This is a genomic window from Acidovorax sp. GW821-FHT09B03, from assembly GCF_059418305.1.
Genome location: NZ_JBWKPP010000004.1, coordinates 118,756 through 135,633 on the forward strand (window position 1 = coordinate 118,756; position 16,878 = coordinate 135,633).

19 protein-coding genes are annotated in these 16,878 nt (G+C 68.8%); 8 read left to right on the plus strand and 11 right to left on the minus strand.

The features are described from left to right. The first annotated feature begins 73 nt into the window (after window positions 1-73). Entirely contained in the window at window positions 74-244 is a 171-nt protein-coding gene (locus AC07PA_RS09640) for a hypothetical protein (RefSeq protein ID WP_007853534.1), read from the plus strand. Between the two features lie 105 nt (window positions 245-349). Here the strand turns inward: AC07PA_RS09640 and AC07PA_RS09645 are convergent, their stop codons facing one another. Further along, window positions 350-1,264: a LysR substrate-binding domain-containing protein gene (locus tag AC07PA_RS09645; RefSeq protein WP_494604912.1), complete on the minus strand. Its 915-nt coding sequence runs from the start codon at window positions 1,262-1,264 to the stop codon at window positions 350-352. A gap of 124 nt (window positions 1,265-1,388) precedes the next feature. Between AC07PA_RS09645 and AC07PA_RS09650 the strand changes: the two genes are divergently transcribed. The 3 genes from AC07PA_RS09650 (at window position 1,389) to AC07PA_RS09660 (ending at window position 4,049) form a co-directional block, all read left to right on the plus strand. Continuing rightward, window positions 1,389-2,387, plus strand: coding sequence for a tripartite tricarboxylate transporter substrate binding protein BugE (locus AC07PA_RS09650; RefSeq protein ID WP_494604914.1), 999 nt, complete (start codon window positions 1,389-1,391; stop codon window positions 2,385-2,387). Between the two features lie 5 nt (window positions 2,388-2,392). Further along, the gene (locus AC07PA_RS09655; RefSeq protein WP_494604916.1) at window positions 2,393-3,271 is read left to right on the plus strand and encodes an N-formylglutamate amidohydrolase; all 879 of its coding nucleotides are present in this window, start codon (window positions 2,393-2,395) and stop codon (window positions 3,269-3,271) included. 91 nt (window positions 3,272-3,362) lie between these two features. After that, the gene (locus AC07PA_RS09660) at window positions 3,363-4,049 is read left to right on the plus strand and encodes a glutathione S-transferase family protein (RefSeq protein ID WP_494604918.1); all 687 of its coding nucleotides are present in this window, start codon (window positions 3,363-3,365) and stop codon (window positions 4,047-4,049) included. A 3-nt stretch (window positions 4,050-4,052) separates the two neighbouring features. Here the strand turns inward: AC07PA_RS09660 and AC07PA_RS09665 are convergent, their stop codons facing one another. From AC07PA_RS09665 to AC07PA_RS09690, 6 genes are all read right to left on the minus strand, one after another. Continuing rightward, window positions 4,053-5,459, minus strand: a complete 1,407-nt coding sequence (locus tag AC07PA_RS09665) for an FAD-binding oxidoreductase (RefSeq protein WP_494604920.1) — start codon at window positions 5,457-5,459, stop codon at window positions 4,053-4,055. Window positions 5,460-5,549: 90 nt separating this feature from the next. After that, a complete protein-coding gene (locus AC07PA_RS09670; protein ID WP_007853501.1) occupies window positions 5,550-6,473 on the minus strand; it encodes a LysR family transcriptional regulator in 924 nt (307 codons plus the stop codon). A 9-nt stretch (window positions 6,474-6,482) separates the two neighbouring features. Next, window positions 6,483-6,815: a DUF202 domain-containing protein gene (locus AC07PA_RS09675; RefSeq protein ID WP_007853498.1), complete on the minus strand. Its 333-nt coding sequence runs from the start codon at window positions 6,813-6,815 to the stop codon at window positions 6,483-6,485. Continuing rightward, window positions 6,800-7,159 carry a YidH family protein gene (locus AC07PA_RS09680; RefSeq protein ID WP_494604922.1) on the minus strand — a complete coding sequence of 120 codons (360 nt, stop codon included), beginning with the start codon at window positions 7,157-7,159 and terminating at the stop codon, window positions 6,800-6,802. Before AC07PA_RS09680 ends, AC07PA_RS09675 begins: the two co-directional genes overlap by 16 nt. Continuing rightward, window positions 7,156-8,619, minus strand: coding sequence for a sulfatase family protein (locus AC07PA_RS09685; protein WP_494604924.1), 1,464 nt, complete (start codon window positions 8,617-8,619; stop codon window positions 7,156-7,158). The genes AC07PA_RS09680 and AC07PA_RS09685 overlap by 4 nt, the downstream gene beginning before the upstream one ends. Window positions 8,620-8,636: 17 nt before the next feature. After that, a complete protein-coding gene (locus AC07PA_RS09690; protein WP_494604926.1) occupies window positions 8,637-9,608 on the minus strand; it encodes a Bug family tripartite tricarboxylate transporter substrate binding protein in 972 nt (323 codons plus the stop codon). A 353-nt stretch (window positions 9,609-9,961) separates the two neighbouring features. Between AC07PA_RS09690 and hppD the strand changes: the two genes are divergently transcribed. From hppD to AC07PA_RS09710, 4 genes are read left to right on the plus strand one after another with little or no spacing between them, the layout of a single operon-like run. Then, window positions 9,962-11,068: a 4-hydroxyphenylpyruvate dioxygenase gene (gene hppD, locus AC07PA_RS09695; protein ID WP_494604928.1), complete on the plus strand. Its 1,107-nt coding sequence runs from the start codon at window positions 9,962-9,964 to the stop codon at window positions 11,066-11,068. Continuing rightward, the gene (locus AC07PA_RS09700) at window positions 11,065-11,364 is read left to right on the plus strand and encodes a 4a-hydroxytetrahydrobiopterin dehydratase (protein WP_494604930.1); all 300 of its coding nucleotides are present in this window, start codon (window positions 11,065-11,067) and stop codon (window positions 11,362-11,364) included. Before hppD ends, AC07PA_RS09700 begins: the two co-directional genes overlap by 4 nt. 18 nt (window positions 11,365-11,382) lie before the next feature. Continuing rightward, complete coding sequence (phhA, locus tag AC07PA_RS09705) at window positions 11,383-12,282, plus strand: phenylalanine 4-monooxygenase (protein ID WP_494604932.1); 900 nt, start codon at window positions 11,383-11,385, stop codon at window positions 12,280-12,282. Window positions 12,283-12,342: 60 nt separating this feature from the next. Further along, the gene (locus AC07PA_RS09710; protein WP_494604934.1) at window positions 12,343-12,846 is read left to right on the plus strand and encodes a low molecular weight protein-tyrosine-phosphatase; all 504 of its coding nucleotides are present in this window, start codon (window positions 12,343-12,345) and stop codon (window positions 12,844-12,846) included. 8 nt (window positions 12,847-12,854) lie between these two features. On the opposite strand, the gene AC07PA_RS09715 is transcribed toward AC07PA_RS09710, so the two are convergent. The 4 genes from AC07PA_RS09715 to AC07PA_RS09730 are packed head-to-tail and all read right to left on the minus strand — an operon-like array spanning window position 12,855 to window position 16,858. Then, window positions 12,855-13,934, minus strand: coding sequence for an XdhC family protein (locus tag AC07PA_RS09715; protein WP_494605262.1), 1,080 nt, complete (start codon window positions 13,932-13,934; stop codon window positions 12,855-12,857). Window positions 13,935-13,992: 58 nt separating this feature from the next. Further along, window positions 13,993-14,676 (minus strand): SRPBCC family protein, encoded by a 684-nt coding sequence (locus AC07PA_RS09720; RefSeq protein WP_494604936.1) that lies wholly within the window; start codon window positions 14,674-14,676, stop codon window positions 13,993-13,995. Window positions 14,677-14,715: 39 nt separating this feature from the next. Continuing rightward, a complete protein-coding gene (locus AC07PA_RS09725) occupies window positions 14,716-15,933 on the minus strand; it encodes a vWA domain-containing protein (RefSeq protein ID WP_007853468.1) in 1,218 nt (405 codons plus the stop codon). A gap of 1 nt (window position 15,934) precedes the next feature. Beyond that, a complete protein-coding gene (locus AC07PA_RS09730; protein WP_494655372.1) occupies window positions 15,935-16,858 on the minus strand; it encodes an AAA family ATPase in 924 nt (307 codons plus the stop codon). Window positions 16,859-16,878 lie beyond the last annotated feature (20 nt).

A 16,878-nucleotide genomic window follows, 5' to 3' on the forward strand; every position in this document is an offset into this window, starting at 1 on the left:
GCAGTTCTGGGCTTTTGTGCCGACCTATGGCCTAATACGCGTTTTTCCACCAATCTTTTTCCAGAGAATTTCCATGGGCAACAAGATCGTTACCGAAGCAGACCGCAAGCGCACCCCCCGCCCCACGCCCGTGGCTGGCTACACCCTGCCCACCGGCGGCCGCGGCCAACGCGTGAGTCTGGAGCGCGGCGTTGCCACGCGCAGCAAGAAGAACCCTGGCAAGCGCTCCAAGAAGGGCGGCTGATCGCCAGATCGCCACGGGTCGGCTGCGGCCGGCACCTTGCAAAAAAGCCCTCTCGCGAGGGCTTTTTGCTTTCCGGGCCGGCTTGCGACACACCCTGAACCCCCTTCACGCAGGCATGGCCGCAATGTCCTGCCGTGCCATCTCCAGCAGCCACTGGCGAAAGACCGGCAGGCTGGCTGCCGGGCGGTGCCCGGGCAGGCGGCACAGGAAGTAGCCGCGCTGCAGGCAGATGGGCAGGTCGAACGGCGTGACCAGGCGCCCTGCATCGAGTTCGGCCCGCACCAGGCAGCGCTGCACCAGCGCAACCCCCATGTCGGCCATGGCCGCCTGGACCAGGATGGACACCTGGTCGAACACCGTCGACAGCTCGGGCTCGGCCCCGGTGGCGCCTGCGGCCCGCAACCACTGCGCCCAGTTGCCGGGCGAGGTGGAATGGGCCAGCAGCGGCTCGGCCGCCAAGTCCGCCGGGTGCTGCCAGCGCTGCCTCGCGGCGCGCGCGGGGTGGCACACCGGCACCACCTCACGGCCAATGACGTAGTCGCACTCCCATCCCGGCCACTGCGCGGGACCGAGGCCCGTAAGGATGGCGGCATGCGGCGTGGGACCCGAGAAATCCTCGTCCTTGCGGTAGGGAACGAAGCGCACACGCACCTCCGGGTGCCGGGCCTGGAAGTCCGGCAGGCGCGGCACCAGCCACACGCTGGCCAGCGTGGGCACCACGGACAGCACCAGGTCGGTGGTGCGTGAGGGCCCCACGCGCAGCGCCTCGCTGGCCGCCTCGATCGCAGCCAGCGGCTCGCGCACGGCCGCCAGCAATTGTTCGCCCGACTCGGTCAGCTGCATCTGCTGCGCGCTGCGCTTGAGCAGCACCTTGCCGTAGTGGCCTTCGAGCCGTGCCACGGCCCGGCTGATCGCGCCCTGGGTCACGCACAGCTCGTCAGCGGCGCGCGAAAAGCTGCCCGTGCGCACCACGGTGACGAATGCGTGCAGCTCGGACATCGACGGCGAATGCAGGCGCATGGTGCAAGCAGGTGGGGAGTTGTATGACCAATGGTAATACAGGAATGCCGGAGTGTCGTTTGCCGGGACTGGCTGTTCGCCAGAGACTTGCCGGCACCCTTTGGTCACCGAGAGAACCCCCACCATGGCAAGCATTCGCCTCCCTTCTTCCCTCCACCGCAGGGCTGCGTTGCTGGCCCTCGCCCTGACACCGCTGGCTGGCGCGGTGCATGCGCAAGCCGCATTCCCGGACCGCCCGATCAAACTGATCGTGCCTTTTGCACCCAGCGGCTCCACCGACCTGGCGGCGCGGCTGATCGCCGAATTCGCCGGGCGCGAGCTCGGCCAGCCCATCGTGGTGGAGAACAAGGCCGGCGCCGGCGGCTCGCTGGGCATGGAGCAGGTGGCCAAGGCCCGTGCCGACGGCTACACCCTGGGCATGGCCACCATGAGCACGCACGGCTCCAACGCAGCGGCCTACGGCAGCCGCATGAAGTACGACCCGGTGAAGGATTTCACCCCGGTCTCCAACGTGGCCACGGTGCCCAGCGTGTTCGCGGTGAATGCCAATTTCCCCGCCAGGACGATGCAGGAGTTCATAGCGCTGGCCAAGGCCAACCCGGGCAAGTACAACTTCGCATCCCCGGGCACGGGCTCGCTCGGGCATGCCAACGTGGAGCATTTCTCCAGCCTGGCCAAGATCCAGCTGCTGCACATCCCCTACAAGGGCGCGGGCATGGCGCTCAATGACGCGGTGGCGGGCCAGGTCGATGGCATCACCGACAACCTGCCGTCGGCGCTGCCGCACATCAAGGCCGGGCGCCTGCGGGCGCTGGCCGTGCTCTCCGACACCCGCTCGCCCCTGCTGCCCGAGGTGCCGACCTACGGCGACCTGGGCTTCAAGGAAATGGGTGCCGGCGGCTGGTTCGGCGTGGTGGCGCCCGCGGGCACGCCCACGCCCGTGGTCAACCGGCTCAACCAGGCGATCCACGCGGCCATGAAGCACCCCGACTTCATCAAGAAGATGGACGAGGCCGGCGCCACGCTGATCCCCGGCACGCCCGCACAGTTCGGCGTGCAGATCCGCCAGGCGCTGGACCGCTATGCCCGCGTGGCCAAGGTCGCCAAACTGACTGCGGAATGATGCACATGGACCTGCACAGCGACGCCCCCACCTTCACCTTACATGCACCAGTGACGCCGGCCATTCCCCTGGTCTGCGACTCGCCGCACAGCGGCACCACCTACCCCACGGACTTCGGCCACGCAGTGCCGCGCGCCCTGCTGCGCGCGGCCGAGGACACGCATGTGGAGGCACTCTGGCAGGCCGCACCCGAGGTCGGCGCCACCCTGCTGGAAGCACACTTCCCGCGCAGCTACATCGATGCCAACCGCACGCTCGACGACCTGGACCCGGCCTTGCTGGACGCGCCATGGCCCACGCCGCTGGCGCCCGGCGAAAAGACCCGCCTGGGCTATGGCCTGATCTGGCGCAACGTGAACGCCGCCACGCCCATCTACGACCGCAGGCTGTCGGTTGCCGAGGTGCAGGCCCGCATAGCGCGCTGCTACCAGCCCTACCATGCGGCGCTGGCGGCCGCCATCGCGCGGGCGCATGCGCGCTTCGGTGCCGTCTGGCACCTGAACCTGCACTCCATGCCCAACAACGCCTACGAGCGCCTGCAGATCCAGAGCGTGCACCCGCTGGCCGACTTCGTGCTGGGCGACCGCGACGGCACCACCTGCGAACCGGCGTTCGTGGAGCTGGTCGAAAAGGAACTGAAATCCCGTGGCTACACCGTGGCGCGCAACGACCCCTACAAGGGCGTGCAGCTCATCGCCCGCATCGGCCAGCCCGCGCACCAGCGGCACAGCATGCAGGTGGAGATCCGCCGGCCGGTCTACATGGACGAGGCCAGCCGCGAGCGCAACGCCCACTTCGAGACGGTGCAGCGCGACCTGGCCGGCGTGCTGCAGGCCGTTGCACGCTACCTGCGCGGACACCCGGCCGTGCAGGCACGGGGCTGAACCGCCCGGCACCAGGGCAGATTGGCCCCAGCATCGCCCAGGCGACACAACGGGCGCGCAAAGCACCGGGCACAGCGCCTAAGATGCGCGCATGATCACCGTCCACCACCTCGAAACCTCGCGCTCGCAGCGCGTCCTCTGGCTGCTCGAAGAACTGGGCGTGCCCTACGAGCTCAAGATCTACCAACGCGACAAGGCCACCAAGCTGGCCCCGCCCGAGCTCAAGAAGATCCACCCGCTGGGCAAGTCGCCCGTCATCACCGATGGCGGCGAGGTGGTCGCCGAGTCCGCCGCCATCATCGAATACCTGGCAGAGACCTATGGCGCACAGGCCACGGGCGAGTTGGCACACCTGGAGCCCGCACGCGGCACGCCCGAATACCGCCAGTGCCGCTTCTGGATGCACTACGCCGAAGGCTCGCTGATGAACTGGCTGGTGATGAAGCTGGTGTTCATGACCATCCCGCGCCAGCCCATGCCCTTCTTCGTCAAGCCCATTGCCAAGGCCCTGTGCGGCAAGGTGCTCGACAAGGTAGTGGACCCGAACGTGAACACCGCCATGGACTTCATGGAGGCCCACCTGGGCAAGAACACCTGGTTCGCTGGCGAGCACCTGACGATGGCCGATTTCCAGATGAGCTTTGCGGTCGAGGCCGCCCTGTCGCGCTCCGAAAAGGCCGGCAATTGCCCGAACCTGCAGGCCTACAAGAAGCGCATGGAGGCCCGCCCGGCCTACCAGCGCGGCATCCAGAAGGGCGGCCCGGTCGTCATGGGCTGACGGCTATTCCAGAATGCGGCCGGGGTTCAGGATGCCGGAAGGGTCGAGCAGCGCCTTGAGGCTGTGCATGAGCTCGATCTCCACCGGCGAGCGGCTGTGGGCGAGGAATTCCTTCTTCACCACGCCGATGCCGTGCTCAGCCGAAATGGAGCCGCCCACACGGCCGGTGGCGGCATAGACCACCTCTTCCACGTCGTGCAGGCTGTCCGACGACGCGTGCGGGCCCGAGAGCACGTGCAGGTTGCCATCGCCAATGTGGCCGAAGAACAGGTGCCGCTGCGCCGGAAAGCGGCGCTCGAGTTCCGCCCCCACCGATTCCACGAAGGCGTCAATGGCCGCCATGGGGATGCCCACATCGAAGGCGGCAAACGGCTTGAGCTGGCCCAGCAGCTCGCCGATGGATTCGCGGTAGGCCCAGAGCTTCTTGCCGTCTTCCACCGACTGGGCCACCACCACGTCTGAAATCAGGCCCTGTTCCAGGGCTTCACCCAGTTCGCGTTCCAGCGCCTCGCGGTCGCGCTCGTCGTTGGCACCCAGGGTCTCGACCAGCACATAGACCGGGTGGAGTGCATCGAAGGGCTGGCGCAGCCGGGTCACCTCCATGGCCGCCTCCAGGTAGTCGGCCCACATCACCTCGAAGGCCGACAGCGCGGGCAGCGCGCGGCGCAGGTCGCGCACCAGGCGCGTGGCCGCATCGAACGAGGGCAGCGCGCACAGCGCCGTATTGGCCGCCGTGGCCCGGGGCGAGAGCTTGAGCACCAGGCGCGTGATCACGCCCAGCGTGCCCTCTGCTCCGATGAACAGGTGCTTGAGGTCCACGCCCGTGGTGTTCTTGGTCACGCGGTTGAGCATGGTCATCAGCCGGCCGTCGGGCAGCGCCACCTCCAGCCCCAGCACCAAGTCGCGCATGGTGCCGAAGCGGATCACCCGGTTGCCGCCGGCATTGGTGGCAGCATTGCCGCCCACCTGGCACGAGCCGCGCGCCCCCAGGTCGAGCGGGAAGGACCAGCCCTCTTCTTCCACCCGCTGCTGCAGTTCCTCCAGCACCACGCCGGCCTGCACCACGGCCGTGCCGCCCACGGTGTCGATGTCCTCGATGGCGTTGAGCCTGGCCAGCGACAGGGCCACCTCGACGCCTGCAGGGGTGGCCCCGCCGGCCAGCCCCGTCAGCCCGCCCTGGATGGCCACGGGCTGGCCCAAGCGGCTGCACGCAGCGAGCACACCGGCCACCTCCTGCGGGGTGCGGGGGAACAGCACCACGGCCGGCACGCGGCGCGGCGCCTCGCTCCAGTCGCCCGCATGGCTGGCAGCCACGCCGGGGTCCAGCACGATTTGGGCGGTTGAAAGAATGCCCGACAGGGCATCCACCAAAGCTTGTACCGGCACATCCTGCCGCGATATCGTCTGCATTGCACTTGTCTCCGTTGAAGTCATTGCACTGTACGGAAAGACAAGCACGCGGAGAAATACGCCTTGCACCCACGCACCATCAGATAAACCTCATGGCAGGGCACGGCCCACCAGTTGGCCCTCGCGCACCATCTGGCCGATGAGTTCCAGCATCGCATCGCGCACCAGGTGGCCGGCTGGCGTCAGCGGCTGCTCCATGGACCAGACCACCGACTGGGTACGGCTCAGGACCGGCTCCACGATGCGCCGGGCCACGATGCCGCGCGCCTCGAACGCCGGGAAGGAATTGCGCGGCATGACCGCGAAGGCCAGCCCGCCGCAGACCATGCTGCGCAGCAGGTCGGAGCTGTTCACCTCGTAGCGCACGTTGAGCGGGCGATCGAGCGCCACAGCCGTGCGCTCGATGAGCTTGCGCAGGTCGTGCTCGCGGTCGGGCTCTACCAGCGGGCGGTCGCCAATCTCGCAGAAGGCGATGTCGCCCGTGGCATCGCCCATCTGCTCCCGGGTGCCAAACAGGCAGAAATCCTCCTCGTAGGCGGGCCGGGATTCGAGTTTGGCCATCTCGGACGCCGTGGGCAGCAGGGCCAGGTCCACGCGCCGCGCCTCCACCAGGGTCTGGGCCTCGCGCGACATGGCGGTGGTCAGGTGCAGCTGCACCTCGGGCGCGCGCTCCTCGATCAGCCGGTACAGAGGCACCACCAGCACGGGCGCCACCGACCCGACGATGCAGGCGCGCACCACGCCGCGGAACTCGGAGGCGGCGTCGCGCACATCCTCGCGCAGGCGCTCCATCTGCCGCAGGATGGAGGCCGCCCGGTCAAACAGGCGCTGCCCCTCCATGGTGAGGCGCACGCCCCGCGCATGGCGCTGCAGCAGCACCACGCCCAGCTCTTCCTCCATCGCCGCGATGTGGTGGCTCAGCGCCGGCTGGGCGATGTGCAGGGTGGCAGCGGCCGTGGTGATGCTGCCGGAGCGCGCGATCTCCACGAAATACTTGAGCTGGCGGGGGGTCATGCCCAAACTCTAATGCAGCAGGTGCCAGGCGACACCCGCCGCCCCCGTGGTGCAGGCCAGCAGCACCAACGCAGCCACCCAGACCAGGCCGGCCGGGTGGGGCACCCGGCCCTCGCAGGCCAGCAGCACGCGGCCGCGGTGCACGCCGTAGCCGTACAGCGCGCAGGCGGCCAGCGCCAGCACGGCGCCAGTGGCCAGCAGCATGGCCGACCCGTCGATCCAGGCGCCGCGCAGCGCCACCAGGGCGTTCAGCAGCACGGCCAGGGCCGTGCGCGTCCAGGCCAGGCTGGTGCGCTCGGGCTGCAGGCCCGGGTCGCGCGCAGTCCCTAGCGCGAAAGCCACAGCACCAGGCCCAGCAGCAGCACCGCGGCCAGGAACAGGCCGGCCGCCAGCACGGCCAGCGCCGCCGTGGCAGGCAACGGGCCCTTGCGGCGCATGGCGATCTCGTTGGCGCGCCAGCGCCGGTAGGCGAGCATGCACAGGGCGGCAGCCAGCGCGCACATCAGCAGCGCGATGGCCGACACCAAGAGGCGCGGCTGCAGGTGGGTGGCGAACTGCTCCAGCAGCACGCCCCCTGCCAGCACGGCCAGGGCGGTGCGTATCCAGGCCAGGAAGGTGCGCTCGTTGGCCAGGGTGAAGCGGTAGTCGGGCTCTTCGCCCTCATGCCGCCAAGCGGGCCCTTTCATGGCACGGCGGCAGCGGCCAGCGCCTCCTGCGGTACGGGTGTGGCGCCCCCCGCCCCCATGCGCGAGGCCACCTGCACGCCGCCCAGGCGCTCGATCATGCGCAACTGGTCGGCCTTGGCGAGCGCGTCCACGGCCTCGGGGTCGCAGATGGAGCGCAGCTCGGCCTCCATGGCGCGCAGCACGTCGGCGTACGCGGGGTCTCCGGCCAGGTCGGCGAGTTCCTCGGGGTCGGCCACCAGGTCGAACAGCTCTGGCCGGTGGCGCACGTAGTAGTGGAACTTGTAGCGCCCCTTGCGCACCATGAAGCCGGCCGTGTTGCTGCCGGCGGCGTGGTATTCGCTGAAGACCACGCGCTCGGGCTCGGCGGGGCCTTGCGCCAGGTCCAGCAGCGAGCGGCCGGGCCGGTCCTGCATCTCGGGCGCCGGGTCGATGCCCACGCCCTGCAGGATGGTGGGGAACAGGTCGAGCAGGTCGACCGGCGTCTCGCACACCCCGGGCTGCACGCCCGGGCCCGCCACGAGCATGGGCACACGCACACTCTCCTGGTACAGGGTGGACTTGCCCCACAGCCCGCGCGTGCCCAGGTTGTCGCCATGGTCCGAGGTGTAGACCAGGGTAGTGTCGCCCTCCAGCCCCGCGTCGCGCAGGGCCTCGGTGATGCGGCCCACGTTGTGGTCCAAAAAGCTGCACAGCGCGTAGTAGGCGACGAAGGCCTGGCGCCGCTCCTCGGGGCTCTTGAACTCGCCCTCGTTGTCCATGAAGTCCGCATACGCCTGCACCCAGGGGTGGCGCTGGTAGCCGCTGGCGGGCTGCAGCTTGGGTTCGGGCATCACTTCGCTGGAGTACAGCGCGAAGAACTCCTCGGGCGCGACCAGCGGGAAGTGCGGCGCCACCAGGCCCACGTAGAGCACGAAAGGCTCGTCGGGGCGGGTGCCGGCGTCGCGGATCCATTCGACCGCGCGGCCGGTGACCTCACGGTCGTAGGCCGTGTAGTGCGACTCGCCGGCGCCGATGTGCTCGCCCAGCATGCGCTTGCCGCTGGGGCTGGAAATATAGGGGTCGCGGATGGACGCCCACACCATGCCATGGCCGCCCACCACGTGCATGGGGATGTGCTCCTTGTCGAAGCCGGCGGGGTCTTCCTCGGCCCGGTAGTGCAGCTTGCCGATGCTCTCCACGCGCACGCCCTGGCGCTGCAGCACATGGCCCCAGCCGCGCGGGTCGCCCACGTAGGGCATGGCGTTGTCCCAGTGGCGCGTCTGGTGCACGCGCAGCCCGGTGGCAAAGGCCGCGCGCGCGGGCACACAGATGGGGCTGGGGGTGTAGGCGTCGGTGAAGCGCACACCGCGCGCGGCCAGCGCGTCCAGGTGCGGCGTCTTCACGAAGGCATGGCCGGCACAGCCCATGATGCGGGGATCATGCTCGTCGGACATGATCACGATGACGTTGCGGCGTGGCATGGAGCAAGGGTCTTTCATCAGTCTTCGGGGGTATAGCCTGCGGCTTTCACGATCTGAGCCCATCGGGCGTGGTCCTCGCGCAGCTGTCGGTCCAGGGCTTCGGTGGTGGCGGTCTGGGGCTGGTATTCAAGCTTGTGCAGAAGCGAGGCGATCTTTTCGGATTGAATGGCCTCCGTGACGCTCTTGTTGAGCTGCGCGACCAGGGGCGCGGGCGTGCCGGCCCGCGCGAACAGGGCGAAGGTCTCGGTGATCGCCAGGTCGCCGTAGCCCAGCGACTTGAAGGTGGGCACGCCGGGTAGCGCGGCCAGCGGCGCCTCGTCGGAGATCGCCAGGATGCGCAGCTTGTCCGACTTGTGCATGGGCAGCAGGTTGGGCAGGGTGGTGATCACGCAGGGCAAAACCCCGCCGATGGCGTCGGTCACCGCGGCAGAGCCTCCACGGTAGGCCACGTGCGCCAGCGGAACCTTGGCGGCCTTGCCCAGCAACTGGCCGATGAAGTGCATGGCCGTGCCCGCACCGGGCGTGCCATAGGCGGCAAGGGCGTTGTCCTTGCGCGCCAGGTCCAGGAACTCCTTGAGCGTCTTCGCCGGGCTGTTGGCGCCCACGGCCAATGCAAAGCTCATGCTGCAGGCCTTGCCCACGCCGACGAACTGCTTGAGCGGGTCGTACGACAGGGACTTGAAGACGTGGGGGTACAGAGTGAGGTTGCCCATGGGCGTCATGAGCAGGGTGGCGCCGTCCGCTGGGGCCGCCACCAGGGCCTCGGTGGCCAGCCGGCCGCCGGCGCCGCCCTTGTTGTCCACCAGCATGTTGAAGCCATGGCCGCGCACGCCTTCAGCCACGGCACGGGCCACGGTGTCGGCCGCGCCGCCCGCGGCGTAGCCCACGAGCACGCGGATGGTCTTGTCCTGGGCGAAGGCGAAGGGGCTGTAGGCGGCCAGGGCTGAGGCGCCCAGCTGGCCCGCGAACTGGCGGCGGGTGGTGTTCATCGCTTGTCTCCTGTTATGGGGCTTGAGTATGGTCAAGGGATGCGGGCGTGAGAAATACCGTTTCAGCGCGCGAGGCATGCAGAAAATCTGATGCATCACACCTGGGCATGCGCCCGCATGCCTGCACTGCCAGGGTGGCTTTGTGTGTTGGCTCAACAGCGCCCCAAAGTGCAGCAAGCCTGCACAATTCGAGTACTTTTAGCCTTTCAAATGCACTGGATTTGGTTTCTCGCACGAATCAAGCGCGCAATGGCTTCTGGCATGTCGAAATTGCAAGATAACTGCGCCCTGAAATCCCTACAGTCTCCCTATCCCCCGGCCTGAGTGCCGCCCACCGATGATGGAGACGATGTATGAGCGATCTGTTTGACAACCCCATGGGCCTGTGCGGCTTCGAGTTCGTGGAATTCGCCTCGCCCAAGCCCGGCGTGCTGGAGCCGATGTTCGAGAAGATGGGCTTCACGCTCGTGGCCAAGCACCGCTCCAAGAACGTGCTGCTGTACCGCCAGGGCGGCATCAACTTCATCGTGAACAACGAGCCGGGCAACGCGGCCTATTTCGCGGGCGAGCATGGCGCCTCGGCCTGCGGCCTGGCATTCCGCGTGCGCGATGCGCACAAGGCTTACAACCGCGCGCTGGAACTGGGAGCACAGCCCGTCGAGATCCCCACCGGCCCGATGGAACTGCGCCTGCCCGCGATCAAGGGCATCGGCGGCGCGCCGCTGTACCTGATCGACCGCTTCGAAGACGGCAAGTCCATCTACGACATCGACTTCGAATTTTTGCCCGGTGTGGACCTGCACCCCAAGGGCCATGGCTTCCAGGTGGTGGACCACCTCACGCACAACGTCTACCGCGGCCGCATGGCCTACTGGGCCGACTTCTATACCAAGCTGTTCAACTTCCGCGAAATCCGTTACTTCGACATCTCGGGCGAGTACACGGGCCTGACCTCCAAGGCCATGACGGCACCGGACGGCCTGATCCGCATCCCGCTGAACGAGGAATCGCGCCAGGGCGGCGGTCAGATCGAAGAGTTCCTGATGCAATTCAACGGCGAAGGCATCCAGCACATCGCCCTGCTGACCGACAACCTGCTCGAATCGATCGACCAGCTGCAGATGGCCGGCATCCCCCTGTTGACCGCGCCCAACGAGGTCTACTACGAGAACCTCGCCAAGCGCCTGCCCGGCCACGGCCAGCCCGTGGGCGAGCTGCAGGCCCGCGGCATCCTGCTGGACGGCACGACTGAAGGCGGCCAGCCGCGCCTGCTGCTGCAGATCTTCTCGCAGCCCATGCTGGGCCCCGTGTTCTTCGAGTTCATCGAACGCAAGGGCGACTACCGCGAAGGCTTTGGCGAAGGCAACTTCAAGGCCCTGTTCGAATCGCTGGAGCGCGACCAGATCAACCGCGGCGTGCTGGCAGTGGACGAGAAGGCCCCTGCCAAGGAACCGGCATGAAGCTCACGCCCGAGCAGCTGGCGGCGCAGCTGCCTGCCCTCGCCGGCTGGGCGCATGGCGCCGAGCGCGGCGGCGTGCTCACGCGCGAGTTCCAGTTCAAGGACTTCGTGCAGGCCTTCGGCTTCATGGCCCAGGTGGCCCTGCATGCGGAGCGCATGAACCACCACCCCGAGTGGTTCAACGTCTATAACCGCGTGAAGGTCACCCTGACCACGCACGACGTGGACGGCATCTCGGCCAAGGACATCGAGATGGCCTTGCTGATGAACCGCATCGCCGCAGCCTTCGCGGCATAGACGGCCCAGGAGACACACATGCTGCAGCAGCTCAAGGAAACCGCCAAGCACGGCCTGGCGGCCGGGGACGCGCACGCCCCCGAACGGCCCGACTGGACCATCGACCAGGGCTGGGCCAACTACACCAAGGAAGAGCACGGCGTCTGGCGCACCCTGTTCGAGCGGCAGTCCAAACTGCTGCCGGGCCGCGCCTGCGACGAGTTCATCCGCGGTATGCAGGACCTGCCCATCGGCCCCGAGCAGATCCCCGACTTCGAGCAGATGTCCAAGGTGCTCAAGAAGCGCACGGGCTGGGAAGTGGTGGCCGTGCCCGGCCTGGTGCCCGACGACGTGTTCTTCGGCCACCTGGCAAACCGGCGCTTTCCGGCCGGGCAGTTCATCCGCAAGCCGCATGAGCTCGACTACCTGGAAGAGCCCGACGTCTTCCACGACGTGTTCGGCCATGTGCCCATGCTCATGAACCCGGTGATCGCCGACTACATCCAGGCCTATGGCGAAGGCGGCCTGCGCGCCAGCCGCCTGGGCGTGCTGGAGAAGCTGGCACGCGTGTACTGGTACACGGTGGAGTTCGGCCTGGTGCAGCAGAGCGACGGCCTGCGCATCTACGGCGCGGGCATCGCCTCGTCGGCCAGCGAGACGCGCTTTTCGGTCGAGAGCGACTCGCCCAACCGCGTGCGCTTCGAACTGGAACGCGTGATGCAGACGAACTACCGCATCGATGATTTCCAGGAAACCTACTTCGTGCTGGGCCACCTGGACGAACTGCTGGAACTGGCCAAGATCGACTTCGCGCCGCTCTACGATCGCTTGAAGGGCGCGCCCGAGCACGAGGCCGGTGCCGTGCTGGCCGGTGACCGCGTGGTGACGCGCGGCACCCTGGCCTACCACGACGCCAAGCGCGAGAAGGTGCACGCCTGATCGCCGCCATGCGACACTCCTGAACGGCCCCCACGGGGCCGTTCTGCATTGAGGGCACACATGGCACCAACAACACCCGGCTATTCGGTCCTTTTTCTCTGCATGGGCAACATCTGCCGCAGCCCCACGGCGCATGGCGTGTTCCGCCACCGCGTGCAGGCGGCGGGCCTGGGTGACCGGGTGCGCGTGGACTCGGCCGGCACGCACAACTACCACCCGGGTGAGCCGCCGGACCACCGCTCGCAAAATCACGCCACCCGGCGCGGCTACGACCTGTCGGACCTGAGGGCGCGGCAGATGCTGCTGGCCGACTTCGAAACGCACGACCTGGTTCTCGCCATGGACTGGGACAACCTGGCCATGGCGCAGGACCTGTGCCCGCCGCAGCATGCCCACAAGCTCCGGCGCCTCACGAAGTTCTGCCTGCGCATGGACAGTCCCGTGGTACCCGATCCGTACTACGGCGGTGCCACCGGCTTCGATGACGTACTGGACCTGGTGGAGGATGCCTGCGAGGGGTTGCTGCAGCATGTGCAGCGGGAGCTGCAGACCCGCAGCCGCTGAAACAACGGTCAGCGGTTCACCACCGCACAGACCAGCGGCCCGGGATCGTTGTGCGCCACGTCGCGGTCGTTCTTGGCCTGGGCCACTTCCATCACGCGCGGCAGGGCCACGCCGTTCTTCACGGCCAGGATCTCGGCCATCACGCTCACGGCGATCTCGGGCGGCGTCTTGCTGCCGATGTAGATGCCGATGGGCCCGCGCAGACGCGCCAGGCTGGCCTCGGTCTGCTCGAAGTGCTCGATCATGCGCGCACGCCGTGCCTCGTTGTTGCGCCGCGAACCGATGCCGCCGACGTAGAAGGCCTCGCTGGACAGGGCCTCCAGCAGCGCCAGGTCGTCGAGCTTGGGGTCGTGCGTGAGCGCCACCACGCAGCTGCGCCGGTCGGGCTTGAAATCCACCACCACGTCGTCGGGCATGGCGCTCACCAGGGTGGCGCCAGGCACCTTCCAGCCATGGCGGTACTCCTCGCGCGGGTCGCACACGGTCACGGCGAAGCCATTGAACAGGGCCATGGTGGCCAGGTACTCGGCCATCTGGCCCGCGCCGATGATGAGCATGCGGTACTCGGGGCCGAAGGTGTTGGTCAGCTCCTGCCCGTCCACAGCCAGCTCGGCAGGCTCCGTGGCCATGGCCAGGGCCACCGCGCCATCGGCCAGGCGCACCGTGCGGCGCACCAGGCGCCCGGCTTCGAGCGCGGCGATCAACTCGGCCAGGCGCGCGGGGTCGGGGTCGTATTCGAGCAGCAGCTCCAGCGTGCCACCGCAGGGCAGGCCGAAGCGGTGCGCCTCGTCGGCCGTGATGCCGTACTTGACGAAGGACGGCGGGCCCTGGGGAATGCGGTGTTCGTGCCCCGTGGCCCCGGCGCGCTCCTGCGCATAGGCGCGGGTGTGGCGGTCGATCAGGTCGTCCTCGATGCAGCCGCCCGAAACCGAGCCCACCACCGCACCGTCGTCGCACAGCGCCATGATCGAGCCCACGGGCCGGGGCGAGGAACCCCAGGTGCGCACCACCGTGGCCAGCAAAGCACGCCGCCCTGCCGCACGCCAGCCGTGCAGGGAGCGCAGCACCATCACATCGAGGTTTTCCATCGTCATCGTGCGTAGATTGTGCCCAAGGCCCGGCGGTTCCGTGCGCCGAGGGATACCGCTAGTTCAGCCACCACGCCAGCGCCACCAGGGCCACTGCGCCGGCGACCCAGACCCAGACGGGGATGCCGCCGCCCTGGGACTCGGGTCCGCCTGCAGGCTGCAGGCCCGCCCGCTGGCTCGGAACAAAGCCGCTTGCAGGCCCGGCGTCCTCGCCCGGCTGGGTGGGGATTTCAGTAGGCACGGTGTCGGGGGGGTCGGCATCGCTCTCCTCCGCGGCGGGCGGATGGCGGCGCTGCATCTCGTTGTCGAAGCGCTTGAAGAAATCCTCGGCCATGCCCTTGGCGGCGCCGTCGATCAGGCGCTGGCCCAGCTGGGCGATCTTGCCGCCCACGGTGGCGTGCACGGTGTAGTGCAGTTCGCAGCGCTCCTGCGCGCCCTCGGGCGGCAGCGCCTCGAGCCGCACCTGGGCGCTGCCCTTGCCGAAGCCGGCCACGCCGCCCGAGCCATCGAAGGCGATGGTGTAGCTCTCGGGCGGCACGATGTCAGACAGCGTGATCTTGCCCGCGAACTTGGCCGAGACCGGGCCGATCTTGAGCGCCATGGCCACGCTGTACTGGTTCTCGCCCGTGGGCTCGATCTTCTCGCAGCCGGGGATGCACAGCTTGAGCACCTCGGGGTCGTTGAGCGCCGCCCAGGCCTGGCTCTGGCTGGCGGCAAGGGTGCGGCTGGCTTGCATTTCCATGGTGATTGATTCCTCGGTGATTCAGTCAGGTCGGTGGCGTCACTGCCGCAGCACGGCCGCCAGGCTGCCGGCCAGGTCCTGCAGGCGGCTCAGGTCGTGCACGGCCAGCATGCCGTGCGCCTCGCGGTGCAGCACCGATGCGCCGCGCGCCGTGGGCGCATAGCCGCCAAAGCGCAGCAGCGGGTTGAGCCAGAGCAGGCGCGCGCAGTGGCGGCGCAGCCAGGCCAGCTCCTGCGCCAGCAGCTCGGACTCGCCGGTGTCCAGGCCGTCGGTGATGAGCAGCACCAGGGTGCGCCGCCCCACGAGCCGGCGCGCGTGCTGCAGGCGCAGGGCGCGCAGGCTCTCGCCCATGCGCGTGCCGCCGGCAAAGTCGGCGATGGCGTGGCTGGCAGCCTCCAGCATGGCATCGGTGTCGGCCAGGCGAAAGGCCGGGGTGAGGTCGGTCAACCCCGTGCCGAAGGCGAACACGTCGCGCCGCAGCGCCCCCGCCCTGCGCGGCGCGGTGGCGGCGTGCAAAAAGGCCAGCAGCAGGCGCGCATAGCGCTCCATGGAGCCCGACACATCCACCAGCACCAGCAGCGGCAAGGGCTGGCGGCGGCGCTGCAGCAGCGGCACCTGCAAGAATTCGCCGCCCGTGCGCGCTGCCTGGTGCATGGCACCGGGCCAGTGCGGGCGGTTGCCGCGCGCACCGGGGCGGGTGCGGCGCGCGGCAAAGTCGGGCAGCGGCAGCGGAATGTCGCGCGCCAGTTGCTCCACCAACCGGTATTCGCTGGCGGACAGCTGGTTGAAATCGGCATGGCGCAGGCGCCTGAGGTCGCTGGCGGTCATGGCGGCATCGAAGTCGACCTTGTCCTCCTCGCGCGGCGGGGCCTTGCGCGCGGCGCGCACGGGCGCCAGCGCCTCGCTCACGCGCGGGCGGCGCTTCACGGGCTCGGCCTTCGATTCCGCGCTGGGCAGCATCTGGGCCAGCAGCTTCTGCGCCACGTTGGGGTTCTTGAAGTAGGCGTCGAACAGCTCGCGGAACACCAGGCGGTCCTGCTCGCGGCTGACCAGCACGGCCTCCAGCGCGGCGCTGAAGTCCTGGCGCTGCAGGCCGACCAGCAGCACCGCCTGCTGGGCCAGGGCCATGCGCGCGGCGTCCACGCGCACACCGGCGCGGCGCAGGGTGCGGCCAAAACCCGTGAGGTTGTCGGCCAGCTTGCCGGTGCGCGCATCGCCGAGCTGGGAGGCCGTTGCGGCGGAAGGGGTGGCGGCCATGTCAGCCCGCTTCTTCCACCGGCTTGAGGAGTTCGGCCGCCATGTCCCGCGTCAGCGCGGCCACATCCTCGCGCTGCTTGAACAGGATGCCGGCGGTGTCGGAGACGATCTCGGGGTCCACCACCAGGGTGTCGAGCGCCACCAGCGCCTTGGCCCATTCCACGCTCTCGGCGATGCCGGGCGCGCGCTGGAAGGCATTGGCAAAGGGCTGGCTGCGCAGCCGGTGCACGAAGTCGGCCACCTGGGCAGCCAGGGCCTCGCTGGCGCCGGGCACCTGGGCGCGCACGATGGCCAGCTCGCGCTCACGCTCGGGGTAGTCGAGCCAGTGGTACAGGCAGCGGCGCTTGACGGCGTCGTGCAGGTCGCGCGTGCGGTTGCTGGTGAGCAGGGTGACCGGCGTGGCCGTGGCGCGCACCGTGCCGATCTCGGGAATGCTGACCTGGTACTCGCCCAGGTATTCGAGCAGAAAGGCCTCGAAGGGCTCGTCGGCGCGGTCCACCTCGTCCACCAGCAGCACGGCGCCGGGGGCGGGTGCCTGCAGCGCCTGCAGCAGGGGGCGGCGGATCAGGTAGCGCTCCTGGTAGACCTCGGCCTCGATGTCTCTTGCGCCCCCTGGCTCCAGTTCGGCGGCACGCATGTGCAGCAGCTGGGCAGCGTAATTCCACTCGTACAGCGCCTCGCGCTGCTCCAGCCCGTCGTAGCACTGCAGGCGGATCAGGCTGCGCGCCAGCACCTCGGACAGGGCCCTGGCCAGCGCCGTCTTGCCCACGCCGGGCTCGCCTTCGAGCAGCAGCGGGCGCTGCAACTTGAGCGCCAGGAACACGGCGGTCGCCAGGCGCCGGTCGGCAAAATAGCCCACGCGCTGCAGGGCCTGCACCAGGTCGTCGATGGAGGCCAGCTCGGATGGCAAGGCAGCAGCATTCATAGGGCAGATGAGACCCGCCA